18 protein-coding genes are annotated in these 23,670 nt (G+C 69.3%); 7 read left to right on the top strand and 11 right to left on the bottom strand.

The annotated features are described in order from the left end of the window. A partial coding sequence (locus Afe05nite_RS36525; protein WP_203821874.1) for a hypothetical protein occupies window positions 1-337 on the top strand: 337 nt, incomplete at its 5' end. A 1,019-nt stretch (window positions 338-1,356) separates the two neighbouring features. Here the strand turns inward: Afe05nite_RS36525 and Afe05nite_RS36520 are convergent. Continuing rightward, the gene (locus Afe05nite_RS36520) at window positions 1,357-4,047 is read right to left on the bottom strand and encodes an alpha/beta hydrolase (RefSeq protein WP_203821873.1); all 2,691 of its coding nucleotides are present in this window, start codon (window positions 4,045-4,047) and stop codon (window positions 1,357-1,359) included. 362 nt (window positions 4,048-4,409) lie between these two features. Here Afe05nite_RS36520 and Afe05nite_RS36515 point away from each other — a divergent pair, with 362 nt between their 5' ends. After that, on the top strand, window positions 4,410-4,988 hold the full coding sequence (locus Afe05nite_RS36515; RefSeq protein WP_203821872.1) for a TetR/AcrR family transcriptional regulator: 579 nt from the start codon (window positions 4,410-4,412) through the stop codon (window positions 4,986-4,988). Next, the gene (locus Afe05nite_RS36510) at window positions 4,988-6,208 is read left to right on the top strand and encodes a GDSL-type esterase/lipase family protein (RefSeq protein ID WP_203821871.1); all 1,221 of its coding nucleotides are present in this window, start codon (window positions 4,988-4,990) and stop codon (window positions 6,206-6,208) included. Before Afe05nite_RS36515 ends, Afe05nite_RS36510 begins: the two co-directional genes overlap by 1 nt. On the opposite strand, the gene Afe05nite_RS36505 is transcribed toward Afe05nite_RS36510, so the two are convergent. Further along, window positions 6,183-10,307 carry an nSTAND1 domain-containing NTPase gene (locus Afe05nite_RS36505; RefSeq protein WP_203821870.1) on the bottom strand — a complete coding sequence of 1,375 codons (4,125 nt, stop codon included), beginning with the start codon at window positions 10,305-10,307 and terminating at the stop codon, window positions 6,183-6,185. The two genes, Afe05nite_RS36510 and Afe05nite_RS36505, sit on opposite strands and share 26 nt — an antisense overlap. 62 nt (window positions 10,308-10,369) lie before the next feature. Next, window positions 10,370-10,717, bottom strand: coding sequence for a CU044_2847 family protein (locus Afe05nite_RS36500; protein WP_203821869.1), 348 nt, complete (start codon window positions 10,715-10,717; stop codon window positions 10,370-10,372). A gap of 397 nt (window positions 10,718-11,114) precedes the next feature. Here Afe05nite_RS36500 and Afe05nite_RS36495 point away from each other — a divergent pair, with 397 nt between their 5' ends. Continuing rightward, complete coding sequence (locus Afe05nite_RS36495) at window positions 11,115-11,951, top strand: hypothetical protein (protein ID WP_203821868.1); 837 nt, start codon at window positions 11,115-11,117, stop codon at window positions 11,949-11,951. A 239-nt stretch (window positions 11,952-12,190) separates the two neighbouring features. On the opposite strand, the gene Afe05nite_RS36490 is transcribed toward Afe05nite_RS36495, so the two are convergent. The 3 genes from Afe05nite_RS36490 to Afe05nite_RS36480 are packed head-to-tail and all read right to left on the bottom strand — an operon-like array spanning window position 12,191 to window position 14,096. Further along, on the bottom strand, window positions 12,191-12,913 hold the full coding sequence (locus Afe05nite_RS36490) for a polyamine aminopropyltransferase (protein ID WP_203821867.1): 723 nt from the start codon (window positions 12,911-12,913) through the stop codon (window positions 12,191-12,193). A gap of 33 nt (window positions 12,914-12,946) precedes the next feature. Continuing rightward, window positions 12,947-13,777 (bottom strand): hypothetical protein, encoded by an 831-nt coding sequence (locus Afe05nite_RS36485; RefSeq protein WP_203821866.1) that lies wholly within the window; start codon window positions 13,775-13,777, stop codon window positions 12,947-12,949. A 31-nt stretch (window positions 13,778-13,808) separates the two neighbouring features. Beyond that, window positions 13,809-14,096 carry a hypothetical protein gene (locus Afe05nite_RS36480; RefSeq protein ID WP_239118463.1) on the bottom strand — a complete coding sequence of 96 codons (288 nt, stop codon included), beginning with the start codon at window positions 14,094-14,096 and terminating at the stop codon, window positions 13,809-13,811. A 364-nt stretch (window positions 14,097-14,460) separates the two neighbouring features. Between Afe05nite_RS36480 and Afe05nite_RS36475 the strand changes: the two genes are divergently transcribed. Both Afe05nite_RS36475 and Afe05nite_RS36470 read left to right on the top strand, forming a co-directional pair. After that, window positions 14,461-15,258, top strand: coding sequence for a DUF4142 domain-containing protein (locus tag Afe05nite_RS36475; protein WP_203821865.1), 798 nt, complete (start codon window positions 14,461-14,463; stop codon window positions 15,256-15,258). A gap of 211 nt (window positions 15,259-15,469) precedes the next feature. Continuing rightward, window positions 15,470-18,175: an AAA family ATPase gene (locus Afe05nite_RS36470; RefSeq protein ID WP_239118462.1), complete on the top strand. Its 2,706-nt coding sequence runs from the start codon at window positions 15,470-15,472 to the stop codon at window positions 18,173-18,175. A gap of 275 nt (window positions 18,176-18,450) precedes the next feature. Here Afe05nite_RS36470 and Afe05nite_RS36465 read toward each other — a convergent pair whose 3' ends face one another. Continuing rightward, entirely contained in the window at window positions 18,451-19,275 is an 825-nt protein-coding gene (locus Afe05nite_RS36465) for a helix-turn-helix transcriptional regulator (RefSeq protein ID WP_239118461.1), read from the bottom strand. A 102-nt stretch (window positions 19,276-19,377) separates the two neighbouring features. Between Afe05nite_RS36465 and Afe05nite_RS36460 the strand changes: the two genes are divergently transcribed. Next, on the top strand, window positions 19,378-19,845 hold the full coding sequence (locus Afe05nite_RS36460; protein WP_203821863.1) for a VOC family protein: 468 nt from the start codon (window positions 19,378-19,380) through the stop codon (window positions 19,843-19,845). A 33-nt stretch (window positions 19,846-19,878) separates the two neighbouring features. Here the strand turns inward: Afe05nite_RS36460 and Afe05nite_RS36455 are convergent, their stop codons facing one another. From Afe05nite_RS36455 to Afe05nite_RS36440, 4 genes are all read right to left on the bottom strand, one after another. After that, window positions 19,879-20,514 carry an SRPBCC family protein gene (locus tag Afe05nite_RS36455; protein WP_203821862.1) on the bottom strand — a complete coding sequence of 212 codons (636 nt, stop codon included), beginning with the start codon at window positions 20,512-20,514 and terminating at the stop codon, window positions 19,879-19,881. Window positions 20,515-21,076: 562 nt separating this feature from the next. Continuing rightward, window positions 21,077-22,507 carry an MFS transporter gene (locus tag Afe05nite_RS36450; protein WP_203821861.1) on the bottom strand — a complete coding sequence of 477 codons (1,431 nt, stop codon included), beginning with the start codon at window positions 22,505-22,507 and terminating at the stop codon, window positions 21,077-21,079. Then, window positions 22,504-22,992: a nuclear transport factor 2 family protein gene (locus tag Afe05nite_RS36445; protein ID WP_203821860.1), complete on the bottom strand. Its 489-nt coding sequence runs from the start codon at window positions 22,990-22,992 to the stop codon at window positions 22,504-22,506. Before Afe05nite_RS36445 ends, Afe05nite_RS36450 begins: the two co-directional genes overlap by 4 nt. A 4-nt stretch (window positions 22,993-22,996) precedes the next feature. Next, a complete protein-coding gene (locus tag Afe05nite_RS36440) occupies window positions 22,997-23,572 on the bottom strand; it encodes a dihydrofolate reductase family protein (protein ID WP_203821859.1) in 576 nt (191 codons plus the stop codon). Window positions 23,573-23,670 lie beyond the last annotated feature (98 nt).

The following is a 23,670-nucleotide window of genomic DNA, read 5'->3' as shown; positions in this document are numbered from 1 at the left end:
CCGCGCCGCAAAACGCACCAGCGAAATAAGGGGGCTCGCAGAACGGCGCCGCGGACAACGGCAACCCGATTCTTCGCGGATCCTGATCCACTGCACGGAACTGCCTCGCCGGAGGCCCTCACACCACGGGGGTCTCCGGCGCGTCCGTGTCTGGGCCCTGGGCGCGGTGATCTCCGGCTACTTCGCCACCGTTCTGGGAGGCGCGATCGGGATCAGGGTGCCGGCCAGGATCGCGTACGCCGGCGACTGGATGCCGCATCGCCTCAAGATCGTCGACGGCGGCGCCGAGCAGTGCGATCGACCATTTCACGGGTCCGCTTGTGAGGAACTGCTGTAAAACGTTTTTACCCACGGCGGTACCCGATGGCGTTCCGAGGGCCAGAGGCGTCCAGTCGGTGCATCCATCAGCCGCTCGAACCGTACGCTGCACGAATACACCACGCGATCGTTTCCGGCCCCTCCCCCATCATGAGATGACGCTTCCTCTTGGCCGGGTCGATATCGCCGTCGTTTTGCGACCGAACGGCTGTGTGCACCGCGCTTTGCCGGACGACTGTCGGACCGAAGGAACCGCTGGACAGCAAAGGTCAGCAAGGCGAAGGAGACAGCAAGGAGCGATACCATAACGAAACGCATGACCCCAACGTAATCGGAACCCATATCCCGATCACCGGCCGCGCATGTTGATGAGCGCGATGATCGGTCGGCGGATGATTCCGAGCTGAGCCGCCGCAGCTGCGAACGTACTAATCAGAATGGGCGAGACACTGAGCCGTCCGCATCGTGACGGCGCGGGTCAGGGACGCCCTCACCCACCTACGCAACGGCGACACCTCGCCCGCCCAGCAGCCCTACCACTCCGGCTGTGAGGATCATGGATGTCCGTGGTGGGCCCGGCCTGACCCGTACTCTGACTGCCGCGCCCATCGGGGTGCGGGGTCCGCGATCAGTGCCACGGGATTCTCAACCAGCTTGCCGCCGGATACCACAGCGAGCCGCCTCCAGCGCCGTGCCTGCTGCGACACCGCAGCTGCCGGCGCCCAAGGGGCACGCGTTATCGGTCCGGCCTTGAGAATCCGCGATCAGGTGCTCTGCCGCGTGGTCGACAATTCCCAGTTCAATTGCTTTGAGGAGTGTCTTGGTGGTCAGCCGGCCGACTTCTCGAAGGGATCGCTTGGCGTGTCATAGTAGCTGGCGGTCCGGCCGAGATGCGTCATGCCAACCATTGATTGGCCGTTGTCGGGCTCTCTGGTCGCGATTACCCCGAGGGGGCCGCTTCGGCAGGGTCGGGCCGTAGGCGCTGCCGGCCGAACCGTTCCCGGCCAGGCGGTGATGCCTGGCCGGGAGCCACGGCGCTCAGTCGGTCACGGTTGCGGTGACCACCGGGCCGGCCGGGACGGCGCTGCGCTGGTCCGGCTCGATCATGAGGAGCCGGGCGCGGAGGTGCTCGGCCGGTTCAGTCACGCCGTCGGCCACCGTCGGGACGGTGATTGTCGCGGTGAGTGTTCCCGGCTCGATCGAGGTCCATTCGACGGCGCCGGTCTGAGACAACGGCCGATCCGGCAACACCTCCTCGCCGTAGGCGTTGAACAGGAACCAGTCCGGGTCGACGTCGGCGGTGGTCAACTCGGGACCGGTGGCCGGTGCGATCGGCTCCAGGCCGACGAAGACGGCGTCCTGCAGCGCGGCGGGCAGGCTCACCTCGTACGTGATACCGCCGGCCTCCGGCACCGTCTGGTCCCCCGGGGTCACCGTGAACGCCGGCAGCGGATCGTCGTTCTCCAGGACGACACCGCCGACGTAGTCACCGACCGCTACGCCGGTGATGGCCTTCGCCACGATCGGATACTGCCGGTCGACGTCGTACTTGGTGTCCGGGGTGACCCAGATCGGGATCTTGACCGTCGTGGTCTGCGCGTTGACGACCACCTCGGTCGGCACCACCACGTCGCTCTCCGGGTCGTACGTGAACAGGCGCACCCGGCCGTTGCCGCTCCCGGTGAACGTCACCGGCACCACCAGGGTGCGCCGGGCGCCGTCGCCCTCGGGCTCGGTGATCCGGCCGATGTCCACGCGCGGCAGGGTCGCCGGCTGCGCGGTCTGCGTCTCCGGCCGCCAGCCCCAGGCGTCGATCAGCCAGGCCCGGCCCGATGCCGTACGGGGAATCAGCTCCAGGGTGGCGACCGTGCCCAGACCGCGCAGCGCGACCCGGACCTCCGGGCTCCAGAACGGGCTGTTGTCCGTGGTGGCCGGCATGCTCTCGACCGCGATGTCGTCCAGTACCGTTCGGCGACCGTCGGTGCCGGTCACCGCCACGCCGAAGCGGACCGGGCCGGTGCCCGGCGCGACGACCATGCGCAGCGCCAACGCGTCGTAGCCGGAGACCGTCGCCGCCTGCGCCGGGCGGAACTTGATCGGGGTTCCCGGGGCGTCCCAGGCCATCTTCACGGCGTAGCGGCCCGGTTCGTTCGGCACCCAGTCGAGCGGCGCGAAGTGCGGTGAGACGCCCGCGTCCAGACATGCCTCGGCCGTGGTGTCCACCTGCTTGCACAAGGTCGCGCCGGTCAGTCCCAGGGAGGTCGCCGGTTCGATCACCGGCTGACGGGCGCCGCCGATCGCCTGGTTGTAGACCCGCGCGGGGTCGGCCGACGGTGCCCGCCGGCCGGAGCCGTCGAGCAGTGGCCGCACGCGGTCGTCCCCCTGGATGAACAGCCGGGCGGCGGCGGCCGCGTACGTGGCGCCGACCTGCTGCTGCTGGGCCGCGGTCAACCGCGACGGGGCGGTCTTCTCACACACCGGGTCGGGGCTGTCCGGGCGGCTCGGCCAGTCGTCGCCGATCGGCTTGGCCTCCCAGACCGAGTTCCAGAAGTTGTGGTTGGCACCGACCACGTACAGGGAGCCGTGCAGGGCCCGGCCGTTGCTGACACCGCGGGTGCCGTCCACGTAGGTCTGGCCCTCGAGCCGGTAGACGTCGTAGTCGCAGCCGGGAAGGATCACCGCGGACGGCACGTCCGGCGCCGGGTTCTGCCCGTACGCGGTCGGTGCGATCAGCAGCATGCCCTGGATCTGCCAGCGCGTCGCGATCGGGTCGCCGGGCCCCGGGGCGAGGCTGTCGATCGCGGCGCGGTTGACGCCCTCGCCGCCGCGGGAGTGCCCGACCAGCAGGACCTTGCTGAGGTCGGCCCGCGGGGACTGCCGCACGATCGCGGGGGCGGTGCGGATGTCGGACATCCAGGCCGCCCACTGGGTCAGGTGCCGGCGGATCAGCGCCGACCGGGCCCGGGTGCCGTTGTCGAGGAGCCGGACGTCCTGGGCGCTGATCCCGTTCGCCGAGATCGAGACGGTGACGTAGCCCTGCGAGGCCAGCAGTTCCTGGGACCGCCGGAACCCGCGGTAGCTCGGGATCGGCTCGGTGCCCGCCGGGCACGGCCACTGCTGGACGCCCTTCTGGGCCACGAAACAGGTGTAGTACCGGCCGTGCAGGAACAGGGCGAGCGGCAGCTGACCGCTCGCGCCGGCGGGGGCCACCACGACGGCCTGCATCTCGACCTTGGTCTTGAGGTCGGGCAGCGTGACGTCGTCCAGGTGGTACTCGCCGGTGATGGTCGCGTACGGACCCTTGACGCCCGGGTCGACCGGGTTGGCCGGCAGGGTAGGGGTCACCGGGTCGGCGACCGCCCGCCGAGGCTCCTCGGCGTCGAGACGGCGGCCACCGGCGCGCGCCTGCAGGTCGTTCCGGCGGCTGTCGGCCAGCGCGGCCAGGTCCGCGCGGTCGGTGAGTCGCAGGCGGAACGTCCGCAGGTCCGCCGCGGCGTCGGGCCGGCCGAGCAGCCGGGCACCGGCGTAGAACTCGACCGCGGCGGGGCCGGCACCCGCCGGAGCCGGCGCGTGCCAGGTCAATTCGTTGCCCCGGAGCTGCCAGCCGACGGGCAGGGACCGACTCGAGGCGGGCGCGGGCTGCGGTGTCGCCGGCGCGGCCACGGCCGGAGAGGCCAGGGCACCGGAAAAGAGGACGCCCAGCACAGCGGATGTCAATGCTCTTCGCATGCCGCACTGTCTACCGGAGAATCGACGCGACAACCTATGGTTCAAATCTCATTCCCCGGCAGAAAAGAATTGCCGGTGCATTGACGTTCCTCGCAGCTCGCGCGATATCCGCTGTTACGTCTTTCGGCAAATTGTCAGTACGGGTGGCGGATTGTCAGTGTGGCCAGAACGCGCACTCCCGGCAGAACCGGCACGGCGTACACCGATGTTAGTTAATTGTTTCCACCGTGTTTTTTCGACGTGCTGTCCATCGCGCCTGGCGGGCTTCGGAACTGACCTCCGGCGGTTCCCGCGCACGGACAAGCACCGCGACGGCAACCTACAGAGAGAAGGTTCTAACCTAAAGGGTGTAGGCTGGCGTCATGGCACGTGCGAACCTCACCCCGGCGGCCGTCATCGCCGCGGCGGCCGAGCTGGCCGATCGCGAAGGCTTCGACGCTGTCTCCGTGTCCGCGCTGGCCCGCCGCTTCGGGGTGCAGACCGCCAGCCTCTACTCCCATGTGCGCGACCGCTCAGCCGTACTCGACGGGGTGCACGTGCTCGCCCTCGGCGAGCTCGCCGACCGGATCGCCGTGGCCATCGGCGGCCGCTCGGGGCGGGACGCGCTGGTCGCGCTGGCCGCCGCGCACCGCGCCTACGCCCGCGAGTGTCCCGGCCGGTGGGCGGCCCTGCAACGCCCGGCCGCGGCGTCGACCGTGCGCTCGGCGGCGGCCGCCCGGGTGGTGGCGCTCAACCTGGCGATGCTGCGCGGCTACCGGCTGCCGGAGACCGAACTCGTGCACGCGACCCGGCTGCTCGGCGCCACCGTCAACGGCTTCCTCGCTCTCGAGGCGAACGGCAGCTTCGGTCACCGCGACCCCGCAACCGACGACTCGTGGCACCGCGCGATCGACGCCCTCGACGTCGCGTTCCGCCACTGGCCCGCTGAGAGGAACTCCTGATGTCCGTGCCCGCCGAGCTCATTCACGGCGCCGCTGAGGTCGAGGTCACGCCGCGCGGCATCCGCCCGCACCGGCTGCCCGCCTGGGTGCGCGAACAGTTCCCGGACGGCCAGCTGCTCGCGATGGAGAGCCAGACCTCCGGCGTACGCGTCGTTTTCCACACCACCGCGACCCGCGTCGAAATGGTCACCTGCCCGACCTGGATCGCCTATCCCGGCGCCGATCGGCCGCGCGGGCGAATCGACGTCTACGCCGACGGTGAGCTGGCCGTCCGCGACGAGCTCTCCGGCGGCGACCGGATCGAGGTCGACCTCGCCACCGGCCGCAGCTCGTTGCACCCCGGCCCGCCCCACGCCACGACGATCGAGGGCCTGCCGGCCGGCCGCCACCGGATCGAGATCTGGCTGCCGCACAACGAGAGCGTCGAACTGCTCGATCTGCGCGCCGACGCCCCGATCGAGGTCGACGACGCCGACCAGCCGCTGTGGGTGCACCACGGCAGCTCGATCAGCCAGGGCTCGAACGCGCTCGCCCCCAGCGAGATCTGGCCGGCCGTCGCCGCCCGCCGGGCCGGGGTGCGCCTGCGCAACCTGGGTCTCGGCGGCAGCGCCCTCGTCGACCCGTTCCTGGCCCGGGTGATCCGGGATGTCCCGGCCGACGTCATCAGCGTCAAGCTCGGCATCAACGTGGTCAACCTCGACGGCATGCGGGTGCGGACGTTCGTGCCGGCGGTCCACGGCTTCCTCGACACCATCCGGGACGGCCACCCGGACGTTCCGCTGCTGCTCATCTCCCCGCTGTTCGCCGGCATCCACGAGCACACCCCCGGCCCGGGCGCGATCGACCCCGGCTCGATCGGCACCGGTCAGGTCCGCTTCCTCGCGACCGGCACGCCCGGCGACACCGCGCTGGGCCGCCTGACGCTCGAGGTGATCCGGCGCGAGCTGCGCTCGCTGGCCGAGCGGCGCGCGGCCGACAAGAACCTGCACTACCTGGACGGCACCGGACTGTACGGCCCGGCCGACGCCGCCGGGCTGCCGCTGCCCGACGGCCTGCACCCGAGCCCTGAGGCCCACCAGCTGATCGGCCGGCGGTTCGCCGAGTACGCGTTCACCAGCGACGGCCCGTTCGCCCCCGCCGGAACCGGCCCGCGTGGGGCGGATAACCCAGAAAGCGACCGCCGGGGCCGCACTGTCATTGAGCTGCGAGACATCCCTTAGAAGCTTTGAAGACTCCCACTTGCGCCGACAACGGTGGGGTTCGGTCGGGAAGGTAGGTCGCGAATTCCTCGGCTGTGAGGTCGTGTCCGATCGCTGTGCAGAGGTGGGCTACGGCGTCGCCGATGGTAGGGAGGTCGGTTGCCCACAGGCGGACGGTCTGGTCGCCGCCAACCGTGGCGAGCGTCTTGCCGTCCGGGCTGAATTTCAGCGACCAGACGAAGCTGGTGTGGCCGGTGTAGGTGACCTGGTTGATGCCGGTTTCGACATTCCATAGCCGCGCTGTGTAGTCGTTGGCGGCGGTGGCCAGGGTCTTGCCGTCGGGGCTGAAGGCCACCGTTCGGACCGCTTCGGTATGGCCGGTCAGGATGGTCGTGGTTTTACGGTCCTTCACGTTCCACAGCCGCACGGTTCGATCCTCGCTGGCAGTTGCCAGGATGGCGCCGTCCGGGCTGAACGCCACCGAGGTGATCGCCTCGGCTTGGCCGCGGAGGACGGATTCGATCGCCGCGTTGGCGACGTCCCATAACCGCACAGTGCGGTCTTGGCCGCCGGTGGCGAGTGTCTTGCCGTCCGGACTGAACGTCACCCACCAGACGGCGTCGGTGTGCCCTTTCAAGATCTTGGACGTACCGGTGTGGATGTCCCACAATTGCACCATGTGGTCGGTGTTGCCGGTGGCGAGCATCGTGCCGTCCGGGCTGAAGGCCGCCGAAGTCACGGTAATGCCGGTGCGGCCTGGGAGTACGGCCTTGGTGCGGCCGTCCGCGACGCTCAACAGCCGTACCGTGCCGTTCTCGGCGCCTACCGCGAGCATCGTTCCGTCCGGGCTGAAAACCACGGGCCTCACCCCGACGGATGGCCCCGGGAAACTGGCCTCGGGTTCGCCCGTCGCGGGATTCCACAGCTCTACCGCCCGGTTGGCGCCGTCGGTCCCGGCGGCCAGGGTCTTGCCGTCCGGGCTGAACGCCACCGACCAGGCATTGTGGGTACGGCTGAGAAGAATGGCCCGGGCGGGGCCGTCAGCGGCATTCCACAGTCGTGCCGTGCCGTCTTCGCCGGCGCTCGCGAGGGTCGCGCCCGCGTCGTCCGGACGGTAAGCCAGCGCCCAGACAGGTTTGGTGTGGCCGGTCAAGACAGACCGGGTGGCGCCGGTCGCCACGTCCCACAGGCGTACGGTCCGGTCAAGGGCCGCGCTTGCGAGTGTCTTGCCGTCCGGGCTGAACGCGACTGCCGTCACCGGTTGGGTGTGGCCCTGGAGAACGTTCGTCCTTCGCCTGAGTGCCACCTTCCACACCCATACACTCATGTCGTCGCTGCCGCTGGCCAGCGTCGTGCCGTCTGCGTTGAAGGCCAGCGATCGAATCATCTCGGCCTGGGCGGGCAGCGTCGCCTCGGGAACCCGGCTGGTGACGTTCCACAGCTGAACGATCTGGTCGTCGCCGCCGCTGGCCAGAGTCTTGCCGTCCGGGCTGAACGCCACCGACATCACCGCTCGGGTACGCCCGCGGAGAGTGACCACCTGCTTCCGGGTCGCGACGTCGAGCAAACGGATGGTGTGGTCCGTGCCGCCGGCCGCGAGCGTCGCGCTGTCCGGGCTGAATGCGAGCGAACAGGTGCTCTCCGGCAGCCCCGGGAAGTCGGTCAGCAGCGTCCCGGAAGCCAGGTCCCACAGTCGTACCTTCCAGTCGTCACCGGCGACAGCAAGGAACTTGCCGTTCGGGCTGAACGTCATGGCCGGGTTCGCCCCGACGTCACCGATGTCGAAAACGCTCCGGCTGGTTCCGGAGGCGACGTCCCATAACCGGACTGTGTGGTCCAGGCCTCCGGTGGCGAGCGTCCTTCGATCCGGGCTGAACGCCACCGCCGAGATGGCGCCGGTGTGGCCGATCAGCACCCGGCGCACCGCGCGCGAGGTCGATTCGGCGGCGTAGACGCTGGTCTGTGCCTCGCGGGTGGGGCTCACAAGGTAGGCGTGCAGGGCCAGTAGCGTGCTGCGGTCAAGGTCGGTTCCGGCGAGCAACTGGGACTGGACCGCCAGTCGCCGGGACACAGCGGCGTTTTTCTCGGCGACCGCGGCCCGTTTCTGCGTGAATGCTTGGGCCGTGGCCGCAAGGCTGATGATCGTAAGGAGGGCCATGACCGCGACGGCGGCCCGCGCGCGCCGGGTCCGGCGGGTGGCTGCCCGATGGCTTTTGTTCAGGTAAACGCTGATCGCAGTGGGAAGCCGGCGGCTGCGTGACCATTCGAGCCCGGCGGCGAGGTCGGTGCCACGCAGCAAGTCCGCGGCGTTGCCGTGCGAGATCCAATGCTGTTGCTGGTCCTCCGCGCGGCGCAGCCAGTCGTGAAAGCGGGAATCCTGGTCGACCCAGTTTCGCAGGGTCGACCAGTCCCGGATGAGCGCGTCGTGGATGAGTTCGGCGACCGGTGGCGCGTCAGGCTGGCCGGGTTGAGCGTGGGTGACGATCAGGGGCGTGGTCGTTGTCAGCGCTCTCAGCACGGCGTCGACCATCGGGACCGCCTGCGAAGTGTGGTCGGCCGCGAGGTCGCGTAGCTCGTCGAGAGGAACTTGACGGCGTACCGGCGCAATGTGTCGTGCGACGTCGGCGGGACGCACCAGCGCGGTCAGCATGCGGCGGGCGGTCGGGCGGTGAAGCGGGTCGAGCGCCGCCAGGCTCTGGTCGCATTGGCTGGTTAGGCCGCCGGTGACCCGGCCCATGCGTTGGTAACCGTCCAGGGTCAGCCGGCCGTCCACGCGCCGTTCCCACAGCTGCAGGAGCGCGAGTTCCAGCAACGGCAGCACGGTCACGGGGATCTGACGGGTCGCGGGGTCCGTGTCCACGGTCTCCAGGTCGGCAAGGATCTGCTGAGGGAGCCCGGCTTCGAGGCGAAGCCCGACGGACTCGGCCGGGCGGCAGATGATGGCTTGGGTCTCGGACCGGGTCAGCGTAGCCGGGATATTGATAAGCCCTCGGGTCATGGCTCTGAGCAGGTCCGGCGCGGCGGCCGCCAGCCGGGGGTAGAAGTCGTCGCGCATGACCAGCACGATCCGCAGTGTCGGGGCCGCACCGACCAGCGCGGCCAGGGCCGCCAGTCGCTCCGGCACGTTATCGCCGCCGGCGCCGGCGGCGGCCGGGCCGGTGAACAACTCCTCGAATTGGTCGATCACGAGCAGGAGCCCGCCGCGGGTGTCTTCCTGGGCCAGCCGGGCGTTGATCGCGGCTTCCAGTCCGACGGTGGCGGCGCCGGCGAGTCCGGCGTGGTCGAGCTCCGAGAGCAGATCCTGGCCCGGCCGCGCGGTGATCACCGTCCAGGTGTCCGAGCCGGGCAGGTCCGCCCCGGTGGCGATGGCCGGCAGGACGCCGGCGTGGATCAGCGAGGACTTGCCTGATCCGGAGGGACCCAGCAGCAGCACCGTCCGCCGAGACAGAGCGGCGATCACCTGCCGGACCACTTCGTCGCGGCCGTGGAACCAGGCTGCGTGCCGCTCGTCGAACGGGGCCAGTCCCCGATATGGGCACACCGCCAGCTCCTGCACCCCCGGGATCACCCGCCGCAACGCCTGCGTGGTGGTCGCGTAGGCGACGCCCGAGCCTCGCTGATATCCGTCGGCCTGGTCGATCGAGGTGACCATGCCGATCACCAGCCCGGTCATCTCGTCCATCACCGGCGCACCGCTGAAACCGACGGTGACATCGTTGGCCGCGGTCAGCTGTAGGAGGCCGCCTCGGTCGTGCGGGTCGGGCAGAAGATCACCGGCCTGGGCGTAACCGAACCGGCCGGGCAGCCGTCCGTCGGGCACTCCGAACACCGACACCTGATGCCCGCGGCACCCAGCCGCCGACCCGAGCGAGAGCACCGCGCCGCCGTCGGGGACCCGGTCCAGACGAAGTACCGCAATATCCTCCAGGTCATCCGGACGCCAGCCGGCAGGGTCGACCCGGGCAAGCACCCGCGGCGCCCCGGGCAGATGAGGAAAGGCCAGCTCGAGCTGGCCGCCCGGCGCACCACCGGCCCCGGCCACGACATGGGCGCAAGTGATCACGACGTCCGCAGCGGCCAGGAATCCTGCCCCGCAGGCCGAACCATCCTCGCCCAGCACGACGACCACCCCGGCGGTCCGATTATGGTTCTGATCTCCCGTGAGGGAACGCTCTGCGACGGTCACTGCGTCGGCTCTGCCGACAGCCCGCCTACGGCACCGCGCGACCAGGACAGCACAACCTTCAGGTGACAGGTGCCGTCGCCGCTGGCCAGAATGGCGCCCGCCCTTGCTGTCAGTTTCACCCCGAACTCGACGGTGAGCTCGTCAGGGCGAACCGCCCGCAGCCCGGCCGATATCTCACGGGACGCCTGCACCACCGGGACAAGCGCGGACGAAAGAGTGCCAGCAAACTGCTGGACAGTGGCGTCGATCCTGCCGGCCTTGACCGGACCGGCGAAGGTCGGCTCGGCGGACTCCACCAACAGCAGACCACCATCATCGAGAAGAATCTGCGCGACAGTTGACACAACTTGCCCCCGAGGCGAAGCGCGACATAGGTACGAATCAGATACCGGACTATCGTCGCGTGTCCGTCCGGAGCGAATGCCTCAAGATCAGAGTTGTCGTCCGACCGGGTGCGTCCTCAGTCGTTCGGCCGGCCGCCGAAAGTCGAACTGGGGGTTTCCAAGCGACGCGGCGGATACGGGCGACGAAGGCCGCGAGGTCGGCGGCGCTGTTCGTGCTGACGCGGGCCATGGACCTGCTCCATGGTCGCGCTCGACGGCCGGTCCGACAGCCGCACTCACCTATTCGGGCTACCGCAGGAGCGCAAGATCGAAGCGATGGGGTGACAATCTCGTCGGCACCGATGAGCGGCGCGTCGGACGGACGCAATTCCGCTCGAGACCCCACCAGGCGACGGCGATGGCGTACCCGGCCGAGCGAGCCGTCCGGAACGGTGCCGACCTCGACTTCCGCAACCGCGGTGGACTCGACCGGGACGACCGGTACCGGCGGGAAGGTGCCGGCCAAGTCCGCCGCATGCCGCCCGCAGCTGAAGAGTTCACCGCCGACGACCTGACCGCGCGGCCGATGTCGTCCGCCGCCATGACGGCCGCAAGCAACCTGATCACCGCCGCCGGCGCCGGCCCGTATCCCCTGATCGTATTGCCGGCCCCGCCGGTTCCCCGAAGTGTGCATTTCGCCTGCTCAGGCCGCCCTAGGCTCACCGAGACAACAATTGATCGGTCAGGAGGAACGATGTTCACAACTCGAGTGGCGCGGATCATCGCCGGGGTGGCCGTCGCTAGCGCGGCGTCGGCAGTGATGGTCGCCGGAGGCCCGGCGTCCGCCAGTCCGTCGACCGCTACCGTGGCGGTACGCGACCTCGGCGCACGACCTGACCTCGCCTGCGCCCGCGTGAAGTCGCCGACTCAACCTCAGGTCTACGTCATCGATCCAGAGGGATATCGGCGCTGGATCCCCAACCCGGCCACTTACGAATCCCTCTTCCGGTCATGGGAAGGGATCGTCGTCAGCCTCGAGACGAATCAGATTGCGGAACGGGCGCCGCTCGACGACGGCGCCTTCCTGGGCAAGGCCGAGTCACAACCCCACGTCTACCTGGTCAGCAACGGCATGAAGCGGTGGATCATCAACATGGGCGTCTTCGACAAGGGCTGGTTCACCGGGGCCAGGATGAAGACGCTGCCGGACGCGGCCATGGCGGCGATCCCCACCGGCCCGTACTGGAGCTGCTGATCGAGAGCGACGGCAGAGGGCTTTGCGTTGCCCGGCTCACGACCCGGAGGTGCCGCTCATGCCTGGGCGGCGCTGCCCGTAGCGCCGCCGCCGATATCCTTGCCGCACCGCGCCGCGAACGAGCCCGCGTCCGCAGCGAACGACAACAACGCCGGGGCCGGCCCCGGGCCAAGGCCGCCTGACGGATCAGACCCGGTGAACGTTCATGGACAACGCACTGACGGCGTGGCTTCGCGGCCTCAATCGGCGACGGTCGCGATGTAGACGGTGTTGGCGGAGGTGCCGCCGGTCAGCGGGTTCGCCAACGGCACGACCTCGGCCGTCGCCGCGGCGAAAATCTCCCGCAGAGAGCCCAGGAACGCCTTGTCCGGTGGGTCGTCGGACCAGAGCCCGAACACCCCGCCCGGGCGCAGAAAGCGGCCGAGCCGGCGCAGCCCGGCCGGAGTGTAGAGGTCGGCGTGCGCGGGGTTGAGAACGTTGACCGGGGAGTGGTCGATGTCGACCAGAACGGCGTCGAAGCGACGATCGGGGTCGGCCGGGTCGAACCCGGTGCCCTCGCGCACCAGCGCGAAAAAGTCGCCCTCGAGCAGTGTGGTGCGGGGGTCGCTGGTCAGGGCGTGCGCGCCCGGAACCAGGTCACGGCGATGCCAGTCGATCACCGGGGCCAGCGCCTCGACCACGATCAGCGAAGCGACCCGGTCGTCGGCCAGCGCCGCCCGGGCGGTGTAGCCGAGCCCCAGACCGCCGACCACGACGTCCAGCGGCGCGTCCCGCGCGGCGGCTGCCAGGCCGAGCCGGGCCAGTTCCTCCTCGGCCACGGTGAACAGGCTCGACATCAGATACTCATCACCGAGCTTGACCTCGTACACCTCGATCCGGGTCGTCGGATCGAGGCGCCGGCGCAGGCTGATCTCGCCGATGCGGGTGGGCGCCCAGTCCAATTCGGTGAAGCGTGGATGCATGCGAGCTGCCCTTCCGGCGTGGAGGCGAGAACCCTAGCGCCTGGCTTTGCCGGGGAAGCGCCTACCGAGCGTACGGCGGTGTGGTCCACCCGCCGGTGGTGTCGGGCGGTAGCCGCGGGCAGCCTCGGCCACCGTCTCGTCGGCGTCGTTCGCCAGCGCGTGCCGGATGTGTTCCGGGGTGAGATCGGAGGTGGCCATCGAGTGCCGGACCTCGGCCGACCGGTCGTCCAGCAGGGCTCGAAGGTCGGACTCGGCCAGCGGCAGGGCCCGCACCAGCGCCGCCCGGACGTCGGGCGACGAATCGTGGGCCAGGGTGCTGCGCTGCTCGGCCGTGGTGGCGTCGTTGCCGGCCAGACCCTTACGGACCCGGACGGTGCGGTCGCGCAGCATGGCGGAGATGACCTCGGGGTCGCGGGTCCGGCCGGCCAGCCTTTCCCGGACCTCGGGAGAAACGTCGTCGATGAGGATCGCGCTCAGGTCGGGCTCGAGATCCGGCATCTCGGCCAGCAGGCCGCGGAGCTCCTTGTCCTGCGCCTTCGCCATCAACTCGCGGACCGGGGTGTCGCAGGCCGGGTTGGTCGCGACCGCCCAGCGAACCCACCGGTCGGCGTCCCGTACGAGGCGCTGAAGGTTCCCGGAAGAGGTCGCGGGATTGCTCGCGACCTCCCGGCGAACGGTGCGATCACGATCTCGGGTGAGGCCCCGCAGAGCCTGGGCCGGGGCCCCCGGGTTGGCCGCGACCGCCGCACGAACCCGCTCGGACGGATCCGAAGCCAGCTCGTACAGCGTGTCCGGGCCGGTCGAACGATCTTGCGCCAGGGCGAGTCGTGCGTCGATGTCGCTGTTCAGGCCCTGATTTCCCATCCGCCGATCCTTTCACGACCGGCCGGGCGAGTCAGAAGGGCGGTGCGTCCTCACCCATCAGCGCCAGTACGACGCCGCCTTTCCCGCTCTTGAGACTCTGGACGACGACCTTGCCGGTGCTGCCGTCGGGCAACTCCAGAGTGAAGGTCTGCCCGACCGCGTTCTTGGGACCCCGGCCGGCGCTGTTGGCGGGCCGGAAGTCACCGGCCCACGGCGGAACACCACCCTTACGGGAAGGTTCGGCGAAGAGAGCAGCGGTGCCGGGGGTCCGGGTGCCGTCGGCGGAGAGGAGCACTGAGGCGCTTCGGTAAGTAGCCATATGCGCTCACGATATCCGAGAAAACCCACACCGGCCGGTTTCCGCGCTACCGGCGCCTCCGGCCGGCCGACAGTTTCGGGTGATGGTTGCCGTGACCGACCTACCTGTTCCCCCGGTGGCGCCGCCGGTGGACCTCACCGATCGGGCGGGCGGCTGCGATGGACGCCGGCAGCGCCACCGTACGTGGCGTGGCCGGGTATCGCCCTGGGTGTTGCGGCCGGTCCGCCAGAGGGTCCGGAAGATCTTACGAACCTCTTGCGCCTTCATCCCCGGCTGCGGGTGCCGCGTACCACTGACCGGCAAGACGTGGCGATGGTCCGGTCGGGCTCGTCGCGGCGACACGCGGGATGTCTTGGAGGCCGGCATGCAGGGAATCGGTTCGATCGGGTGGCGCCGGCTGTGCGGCATCGCGGTCTGCTCAGTCAGCTTGCTCCTGGCCAGTCCGGTGCCTGCGCGCGCCGAACCCGACGTCCCGGTGCCTCCCAACGAGCTGATCTCCGACGACGGCGAAGGCCGACTTTCGGCCGCTGACCGAGATCTCGTCGTCAAGGTGCGTCTCGCTGGGCTGTGGGAGATCCCCGCCGGTGAGATGGCGCAACAGAAGTCGCCGGATCCGCGGATCCGGAAGATCGGCCGGGAGATCGCGGCGCAGCATCAGGTCCTTGACGCACTGGATCGCGCTGCCGCGAAGAAGTTGGGGATCGTTGTGCCGAAGACGCCGAACAGCGATCAGCAGGGCTGGCTTGCCGAGATGCGCGACGCCGACGGTGCCAGGTTCGACGAGATCTACATCGACCGGCTCCGCGCGGCGCACGGAAAGATCTTTCCGGCGATCGGGACCGTACGGGCGACCACCCGCAACGACACCGTCCGCAAATTGGCGCAGCAGGCGAACCAGTTCGTGGTGACGCACATGACGCTGCTGGAGAGCAGCGGCATCGTCGACTTCGCCGCGCTGCCGACCGCGCCGAACCCCGCAGCGGCGTCCTGGAGCGCGCCGGCGACTGCCGCACGGCCGTTGGCGGGCGCTGACCGGACCGCGACGTCGACGACGAATCTGCCCGTCGCGCTGCTCGCGCTCGCCGCCGGCCTGGGGATAGGTGTGTTCGCGACGCTGCGTACGGCCGGCAGACGTCGCCGGCCGGATCACGGACGCCGGTGAGTTCGCCGATCGGCGGCCCGGGTCCCTGCGGCGTACGAGCGGCCAGCGGGCGAGCCCCGCCGGTATCCGCAGCGCCTCGGGTGGCAGGACTGGGTCCCGCAACGTCGGCTGGTCGTCGCGCGTCAGCAGGATCCGGTCTGATCGATCGAGTCCTGCCGGATCCCCGCCAGTCGATCCGACTTTTTCAAGTCGTAGTAGCTACGTTACGTGAGTGGGAAAGCTGAACCAGAGCGCCGAACTCATCGGCAGACGTGCGGAGAGGCAGCGGATCGACGATCTGGTGGCCGCCGCCCGCGCCGGTCACGGCGGCGCGTTGGTGATACTCGGCGAGGCCGGGATCGGCAAGAGCGCACTGCTGGCTCACGCCGGCCGCGCCGCAGCCGCCGATCGGATTATCACGGCAACCGGTTCCGAATTCGAGGCCGAGCTGCCGTACGCGGCGTTGCACCAGCTCTGCCTGCCGCTGCTGGATGGGCTGCCCGAACTTCCCGAGCCTCAGCGTGCGGCGATGGAGGTCGCCCTGGGCCTGGTGGAGGGCCGGCCCGATCCGCTGCGGATCGGGCTGGCGACCCTGAACCTGCTCGTCATCGGCGGGCGCGGACAGCCCCTGGTCTGTTTGATCGACGACGCACAATGGCTGGACGACGCGTCGACCAGGGCACTGGTCTTCGTCGCCCGACGCATCGGCGTGGAGCGGGTCGCCGTCGTGTTCGCCGTCCGCTCACCGGCGCCCGTGGGCGGGCTGGATGAACTGCCCTCCTTGACGGTGCTCGGGCTGTCCGATGTGGATGCGCGCGCATTCCTGTCCGCAAGCAGTCATGTGGCTCTCGATCCACAGGTGCGGGACCGGATCGTGGCCGAGGCACGCGGAAACCCGCTGGCACTGCTCGAGTTGCCGAAGGCTGGTGGATTCATCGCTACAGCCACCCTGCCGGTGCAGTCGCGGATCGAACGTGGCTACCAGCATCGGCTGACCGGCCTGGCTGACGAGCCGCTGATGCTGCTGACCATTGCCAGCGCCGACCCCACCGGCAATGCGAGCCTTCTGTGGTCCGCCGCACGACGATTGGGCCTCGACGTCGCCGCCGCGGCCGGAGCGGTCAGCGCAACTGGTCTCGTCGACTTCGCCACCCGTATCCGATTCTGCCATCCACTGGCCCGCTCGGCCGTTTATCGGGCCGCTCCCGCGGACCGGCTTCGGACCGCGCACCGGGCCTTGGCGGACGTGACCGACTCGGTGAACGATCCGGACCGGCGCGCGTGGCACCGGGCGCAAAGCTGCGTCGGCCCGGATGATGACGTCGCCGCAGAGCTGGAGCGGTGCGCCGCGACCGCCACCTCGCGCGGCGGCGTTCCAGCCGCCGCCGCGTTCCTCGAGAAGGCTGCCGCATTGACTCTCGATCGTGGCAGGAGGATCGAACGCACCCTGATTGCGGCTCAGGCCAACCTCGACGCCGGCCACCTTGAGGTCGCCGCAGACCTGATTGCCGTCGTCAACGGCCTCGCTCTCGACGTCAGCCAGCAGGCCCGCGCAGACCGCATCTCCGGCGGGATCGCCTTCGTCCGACACGACGCCCGACTCGCGTCCACGTTCATGCTGCGCGCGGCGCGAAGCCTCGCGGCCGTCGACTCCGGACAGGCTCGCGATTACCTTATCGACACGGCGGAGTTGAGTCTCACAGTCGGCTGTGCCAGCAGCGTCCTACCGGCCGTTCTAGCCGAGGCGGCCCAGGTCGCGCCGACCGGGAGGGAGCCGGATGTGCTGGACGCACTCTCCGCCCAGGCCGAGCGTGGACATCGAGTCGCCGCTCCGCTGATGCGGCGTGTTCTTGACGGCGCCGGCGAACCCCTGTGGGTCCGCCGACCGTCGCTGGCGATCATGATCTCCGCCGAGCTGTGGGACGCGGACGCCTATGCACTGATCGCCACGTCGCTGCTGGCGGCGGGCCGCAGGTCGGGTGCTCCGCTGCGATTGCGAGTGGGTCTCGCCCAGGCCGCGCAGCACGCGATTCTGACAGGTGACATCGACGCCGCGATCACGGCGACCGCCGAGGAGGAAGCGGTGGCCGACGCGACCGGCCAGCCCCCGTTGGCATATCACCGGCTCCAGTTGGCCGCGATACGCGGCCGCCAAGCCGACGCCGTCGAGGTTCGTCGGGCGAGTGCCGCCGCTCCGGTCGCCGGGCAGCTCAGAGCGAACGTCTCATGGGCGGCGGCGGTAATGTACAACGGCTTGGCCGACTACCCCGCCGCGTTGCGAGCAGCCCGCTGCGCCACCTCGTCAGACGACCTCTTCTTGACCGGTATGGCGCTGCCCGAGCTGATCGAGTCGGCCGTACGCTGCGGCGAGGCCGACGAAGCGTCCGACGCTCTGCAACGGCTGGCCGAACGGGCTGAAGGAAGCCGGACACCGACCGGCCTGGGCGTCCACGCGTACGCACGGGCGCTCGTCACCGGGCAGGAAACCGACTTCGCCGAAGCAGTCCAGCAGCTGCGGCAGAGCATTATGTTGACCTACCGAGCCCGCGCCCACCTGCTGTACGGAGAGTGGCTCCGTCGGGAAGGCCGGCGCCGTGACGCCCGCCGCGAGCTGCGTACGGCTCACAACCTGTTCTCCGAACGTGGCATCGAGGGTTTCGCTCGGCGAGCGTCCCACGAGCTTAGGGCGACCGGCGAGAACGCCCGGCGGCGGACCGAGCACAAGTATGACCACCTCACCATGCAAGAGCTCTACATCGCGCGGCATGTCGCCACCGGCGCGACGTCCCAGGAGGTCGCTACCCAGCTGTTCCTCAGCCCTCGTACCGTCGATGCCCATCTCCGCAACATTTATCGCAAGTTGGGTATCTCTTCGCGCCGCCAGCTTCGTGACTTGCGCATCGTCCAAGCCCAGGACGAGAACCCCGGACATGGGTAGGTTTCACCGACGCGAACGCGGATTCGCCGGACATGCTGTTCGATGCAGTTGTTCGTGATGGTGTGGCGTGACGACTTCTGGGCGGTGGTGGCACCGGAGAATGCCCGCATGCTGTCGATAGCGGCGCCATCGGCTGAGATCCGGGATGGGCGCTACAGCTTGTCGTCACGGCAACCCTGATCATGAGGTGGCGATCGCCCCGGACGTCAAGCGTTTACCGATGGCGTTGTCCGCGGACGGCTCGGCTTGACGACCGGACCCGGCCGAGTTCGTGGTCAGACAACTTCCCGGGCCTCTGCCGTAGCCAGCCGATTCAGCTTGCTCCACGCATCGGTGCCGGGCCGCGCCGTCAGCACCACGATCCGCAAATCGCTGTCCTGCGTGGGAAGAATGTTGGCGTCCAGAGCGATCTCGCCAACCTCCGGATGGACGGCGATCTTGTGCGCGCTCTCGTGCGCCGCGACTGTCGGTCCCGACCACAACTCGCGGAACCGCGCAATACGGCTCAGCCGCTCGATCAATACAGCCACGTCGGGATCGTTCGGGTACCGACTGGCAGTGGTCCGTAGGTCAGCAACCAGAGATTGCTCGAACCAGGAACGTTCCGCCGCATTCTGTCGGACCCGCGGGTTACGGTCCTCGAATTGAACAATCATCGCGTTGCGGTCCTCGTCGCCGAACACGCCCGGGTCACCCCAGGTCGCGGTGAACAACGGATTCCAGTAGAGCAACTGCCAGGTGGCGTCGTACACCGACAGCGGGTTGGCACTCAGCTGGTCAATCACCCGGCGCACGCTGACCGGGATCAGCCTGGGCACGCGGTCGGAACTGGCGACATGCCCGGCCAGCCTTAGCAGGTGGCTCTGTTCGTGATCGGAAAGCTGCAACGCACGGGCCAGCGCCATGCACACCTGAGCCGACGGAGTAGCCGCTCGTCCCTGCTCCAATTGCGCGACGTACTCGGCAGAGATGCCGGCCAACGTGGCGAGTTCGCCCCGGCGCAAGCCGGCGACCCGCCGCCGAGACTGCTGAACCAGACCGACAGTCGCAGGGTCCATCCGATCGCGCCAGGCGCGAAGCGCGGCGCCGAAACGATTCATCCCCGCCATGCTCCCCCATCCGGTCGCCCGGATCGTAGTACCACCAGTACGCGCAAGAGCCATGTCTCCCTCCCCGGGTCCGCGGTGTTGCAGCATCGAGGGATGTTCAAGGTGACCCGAATGAACCACATCGGCGTGCCCGTCAGCGACCTCGACCGATCGCTGCGGTGGTACGAAGACGTTCTTGGCATCGCCGCGACCGGAGTGACCATCTCCGCTGACAACGCCGCCCTCGGCGCGGTGCTGGAGCTGGAAAACCCCGCAATGCGGGCGGCATTCTCGCTCGTCGGCGGCAACGTGCTCCTCGAGTTGATTCAATACCACCGTCCGACACCGAAGCCGTTCGAAGGCCGCAACTGTGACATCGGCGTGATGCACCTGTGCTTCGAGGTCGATGACATGGACGCCGCCGTGCGAGACCTCAAAGAACGCGGCGTCCACCTCAACTCCGAACCTGTGGTGCTTGCCAACGGTGAGGGTGTCCACCCGGGAGAGCTCGCCGGCACCAAGATCCTCTATCTGCGTGACCCTGATGGCATTCAGCTGGAACTCTTCGAACTCCCCAAGTAGCGCTCATGCTTGCCGGGTCTGCGACGCATTCGCCTAAACTCGGCAGGCGTCCGTCTCCGCTGTGGTCTTGAGTTCGGTCAGCCAGGCTTCAAGCCCCGCCGCCAGATAGGCGGTGGAGTTGGGCACGTCCGCTTCAACCTGGGCACCGTTCCAGGTTTCCTCCGTGCGTACCAGCACACCCCGTCTCGTCTGCGTGAAATTCCAGACGTGCACGCCCTTGTCGATACTCAACCCGTCGCCGACGGCCGGGCCCGTCCAGCGGATGCACTGCTCGTGCCTCAGCTGCTGGACCGTGGAAGTGATGACCAGAGTCGTGGCGGGCGTCGTGGGAGTTTCGAGTACGGGAGTGGTCCACCGGAACTGCGACCCCGCGCGGAAGCGACCGGAATCGAGCCTCTCACTGGTGGCGACCGCGGTCTGCCATGCCGGCCAGTCGGCGACGTCGGTCTGCAAGTTCCAGATCGTCCGCAGCGGCGCTGGGATCAGGATCTCGGTCCGATAGCGGATTTTCGCCGTCGCATCGACGCCCTGGCCGCCGCAGGTCAGCGGCCTATGAGGGCCGCCGCTGGGGGCTGCGGTCGCCGGCGTGGCCGCACCCAGGACGCCGGCGATCAGCGATGTGGTGAACAGCGCAGCGATTACGCGTCTCCGGAGAGATTGACGTGTCATTTCTTCTTCCCTGTGGCGGCGTGTCGCCGATCCTTTTGCCCGGCGATTCTGGCAACAGCATGGCGAGTCGTCGACCGGCTCGCGTCGGCAAGATCTACGTAGTTGCCGGCTCGGCCTGCGCCATCGGGGTCGAGGTCCGGTGAAGGCGCGGCCCGGGACCGGCACCGGCCGTGCCACCGGACTCATGCCCATCTGCACCCCGGCGGGAGCCGACCGGAGAGCACCTTCCCCGCGCCGCATACCGGCGCGGGGAAGAGCGGCGAACGCGCGCACCCTAGCCGTGGATCAAACCCAGGTAGGCGACTGTGTAACTCGACCCGAATTGCCGTCGGCCAGGTCGTCCTTGACCCAGACGACGTCGCCGACGTACTTCACGCAGACCCTGGTGTGGAAGGAGGTATCCACCTTGCACCGTCGGCGTCAGCGGGCGCCGCTCTGGACGTTCCGGTCTGACAGGAAACGGTGGCACCTCCACATTGGTCCAGGAAGTCGTCGTCGGCACCGCGAGCACGGCGGTTCGGATTCTGTTTCTCAGTGACATTGCGCTCCTCCTCGGTACGGATCAGACAGTTCCGGTCAGACGATCGCGCCGGCTCAGCAGGCCATCGGTGGCGGCGGGATGCTCTCCAGTCGATGACGCCCGCTTCGGCACGACTGATCCGCTGAGCACACCGGCCAGTGACAACGCCGCGCAGGCGACCATCGCCGCGGTGAATCCGTTCACGAAGGCGGGGACGGACAGGTAGCTTCCGGTGGCGGCGAAGACGGCCACGACGACGGCGACGCCGAAGACCCCACCGAGCTGGCGCATGGTGTTGTAGACCCCCGAGGCCTTGCCCACGTACTGCGGCGCGAACGCGCCGAGCGCGGCGCTCTGGGTGGCCGGCAGGGCCGCCGCCACCCCGATGCCGGACACGATGAGCGGTGCGATCAACTGCCGATAGGCGAGGCCCGGCTCGGCGATCAGCCCGATCCAGAGCATCGCCGTGGCATGCAGGCCGAGGCCGGCCACGACGAACGGCCGGATACCCGCCCGGCCGATGAGCGCCCCGGTGATCTGCGGGACGATGAAGGTCATCGCGCCCCACGGCATGAGCGCGAGGCCGGCCCGCAACGGGCTGAACCCGAGCCCGATCTGCAAGAACTGGGCCATGAAGAACAGGGCACCCAGCACCGAGCCCCATTCGAAGAAGATCGCGAGGTTGCCGCCGGTGAATGTCCGCGACCCGAACAGGTGCAGGGGCAGCAGTGGCTCCGCCGCCCGCCGTTGCCACCGAACCAGGCCGAGGCCCAGCAGCACGCCCCCCACCAAGGGCAACAGGACGCCAGGGCGGTCCCAGCCGGCGGTGTTCCCCCGGACCAGCGCCCAGACGACACCGAAGGTGGCCGCGGTGGCCAGCACCAGCGCACCCGGCTGCAGCCGGGTCCTCGGGCCGGTGGACTCCGCGATCCTGGTCAGGGCGAGCGGAATCAGCACCGCCGTGACCGGGATGTTGATCCAGAAGATCCACGGCCAGGAGATACCGGTGACGACCGCACCGCCCAGCAGCGGACCGACCGGTACCGCCAGCCCCGCCACGCCGGCGAAGACCCCCAGCGCCCGGGAGCGCCGGTCGGGCGGCACGGCGGCGCCGAGCAGAGTCAACGCCAGCGGCATCACCAGGGCGGCGCCCGCGCCCTGCACCGCGCGGGCCGCGATCAGGGCACCCGTACCAGGCGCGAGGGCGCAGCCGGCCGACGCCGCCGCGAACACGGCCAGGCCGGCCACGAACATCCGCCTCCGGCCGAACCGGTCACCCAGCGCGGCCGCCGTCATCAGCAGAACCGCAAAGGTCAGCACGTACGCGGTGACCGTCCACTCCAGTTCCTCGATCGTGGCGTGCAACGTGGTGCGGATGGCGTCGAGCGCGGTCGTGACGACAAGCGAGTCCAGGGTCACCATCAGCCCGGCGAGGGCGGTCAGCGCGACCGCCCATCGCTGAGCGGGCGTCATGCTGCGCCCCGGCGGGCAAGCGCACGGAGAATGCCGTCCGGAAACCCGACCAGGCCGTGCGCGAACATCTGCCGATGGGCGATCCGCCAGCCGGCGGGGGTGCGTTCGAGGCGGTCGACATAGCGGGCAAACACCATCGGGTCGACCGGCGCACCCGGCGTCCGGTGCCAGGCGTGCACGTAGGACGTCGTAGTGGCGTGATCGGTGTCGGAGAAGCCGATCTCCACGTTCGAGAGGTGGTGGCTGGTCACCGTACCGTCATCGAGCTGACGGGCGAGCCAGTCGGCGACCGCCGCCGCGGAGTGCAGGGTGTCGCCGTCGCGAAGGCCGTATTCGGCCCGGCAGTCGTCGGTGAACACCGCGGCCGCGGCCACGAAGTCCCGCTCGTCGACGAGCCGGGCGTAGGCGTACAGCACCTCGGTGATGGCGGCACGGTCGGTGAGCTCGCGGACGGTGGCGTCGGTGGGGTGAGACGGGCCGGTCACGTGATCATTCCCCCGCCGGTCGGTAGGTGAGCAGGACCAGACCCTCGCCGACCAGACGCGACGCGACGAGGCGTAGTGGTTTGGCCCCGCCGGTCGTACCGAACAGTTGCTCGCCGGCCCCGAGCACCACCGGGAAGACGACCAGTCGCAGCTCGTCGACCAGGTCGTGGGCCAGCAACGTGCGGACGAGCTGGTAACTGGCGTACACGAGAATGTCGCCGTCGATCTCGTCGCGCAGCTTCGCGACGTCGTCCACCACGTTGCCGTTGAGCACGGTCGCGTCACCCCAGACGGGACGCTCCAGCGTCGACGAGACGACGTACTTCGGCAGGCTGTTGATCCGGTCGGCCAGCACGCCGGCACGCGACGCCCACCGTGTGCCGAACCATGCCTCGCTGCGCCGGCCGAGCAGCAACGCCGCGGCGCGCAGCGCCTCCTCGGTCTCGATCTCGGTCCACGCCTCGAGGTCCTTGCCCCCGAAGCGCCGGAACCAGCCGCCGCGGTCGAAGCCCTCCTCACCGGTCGGGTCCTGAACCACCCCGTCGAGCGTGGTGTTCGTACTGATCACAATTTTTCCCACGTCGGTGGTCTCCTTCGTCGTATTGGTCAGCCACCATCGAGGTAGACACCACGCGGCCGGGAAAGGGGCGCCCGCCGGCCGACCCGTTCACCCCTTCG

The sequence above is a fragment of the Paractinoplanes ferrugineus genome (assembly GCF_016862195.1).
Lineage (GTDB): Bacteria > Actinomycetota > Actinomycetes > Mycobacteriales > Micromonosporaceae > Actinoplanes > Actinoplanes ferrugineus.
This window is presented reverse-complemented; position numbering and strand designations above follow the sequence as displayed.

Excerpts from the sequence above, each read along its gene's own strand:
- Afe05nite_RS36490 (WP_203821867.1), bottom strand. The coding sequence starts at position 12,913 with ATGCATCCACGCTTCACCGAATTGGACTGGGCGCCCACCCGCATCGGC.
- Afe05nite_RS36485 (WP_203821866.1), bottom strand. The coding sequence starts at position 13,777 with ATGGGAAATCAGGGCCTGAACAGCGACATCGACGCACGACTCGCCCTG.
- Afe05nite_RS36520 (WP_203821873.1), bottom strand. The coding sequence starts at position 4,047 with ATGCGAAGAGCATTGACATCCGCTGTGCTGGGCGTCCTCTTTTCCGGT.
- Afe05nite_RS36515 (WP_203821872.1), top strand. The coding sequence starts at position 4,410 with ATGGCACGTGCGAACCTCACCCCGGCGGCCGTCATCGCCGCGGCGGCC.
- Afe05nite_RS36495 (WP_203821868.1), top strand. The coding sequence starts at position 11,115 with ATGGCGTACCCGGCCGAGCGAGCCGTCCGGAACGGTGCCGACCTCGAC.
- Afe05nite_RS36475 (WP_203821865.1), top strand. The coding sequence starts at position 14,461 with ATGCAGGGAATCGGTTCGATCGGGTGGCGCCGGCTGTGCGGCATCGCG.
- Afe05nite_RS36510 (WP_203821871.1), top strand. The coding sequence starts at position 4,988 with ATGTCCGTGCCCGCCGAGCTCATTCACGGCGCCGCTGAGGTCGAGGTC.
- Afe05nite_RS36455 (WP_203821862.1), bottom strand. The coding sequence starts at position 20,514 with ATGACACGTCAATCTCTCCGGAGACGCGTAATCGCTGCGCTGTTCACC.
- Afe05nite_RS36480 (WP_239118463.1), bottom strand. The coding sequence starts at position 14,096 with ATGGCTACTTACCGAAGCGCCTCAGTGCTCCTCTCCGCCGACGGCACC.
- Afe05nite_RS36450 (WP_203821861.1), bottom strand. The coding sequence starts at position 22,507 with ATGACGCCCGCTCAGCGATGGGCGGTCGCGCTGACCGCCCTCGCCGGG.
- Afe05nite_RS36460 (WP_203821863.1), top strand. The coding sequence starts at position 19,378 with ATGTTCAAGGTGACCCGAATGAACCACATCGGCGTGCCCGTCAGCGAC.
- Afe05nite_RS36465 (WP_239118461.1), bottom strand. The coding sequence starts at position 19,275 with ATGAATCGTTTCGGCGCCGCGCTTCGCGCCTGGCGCGATCGGATGGAC.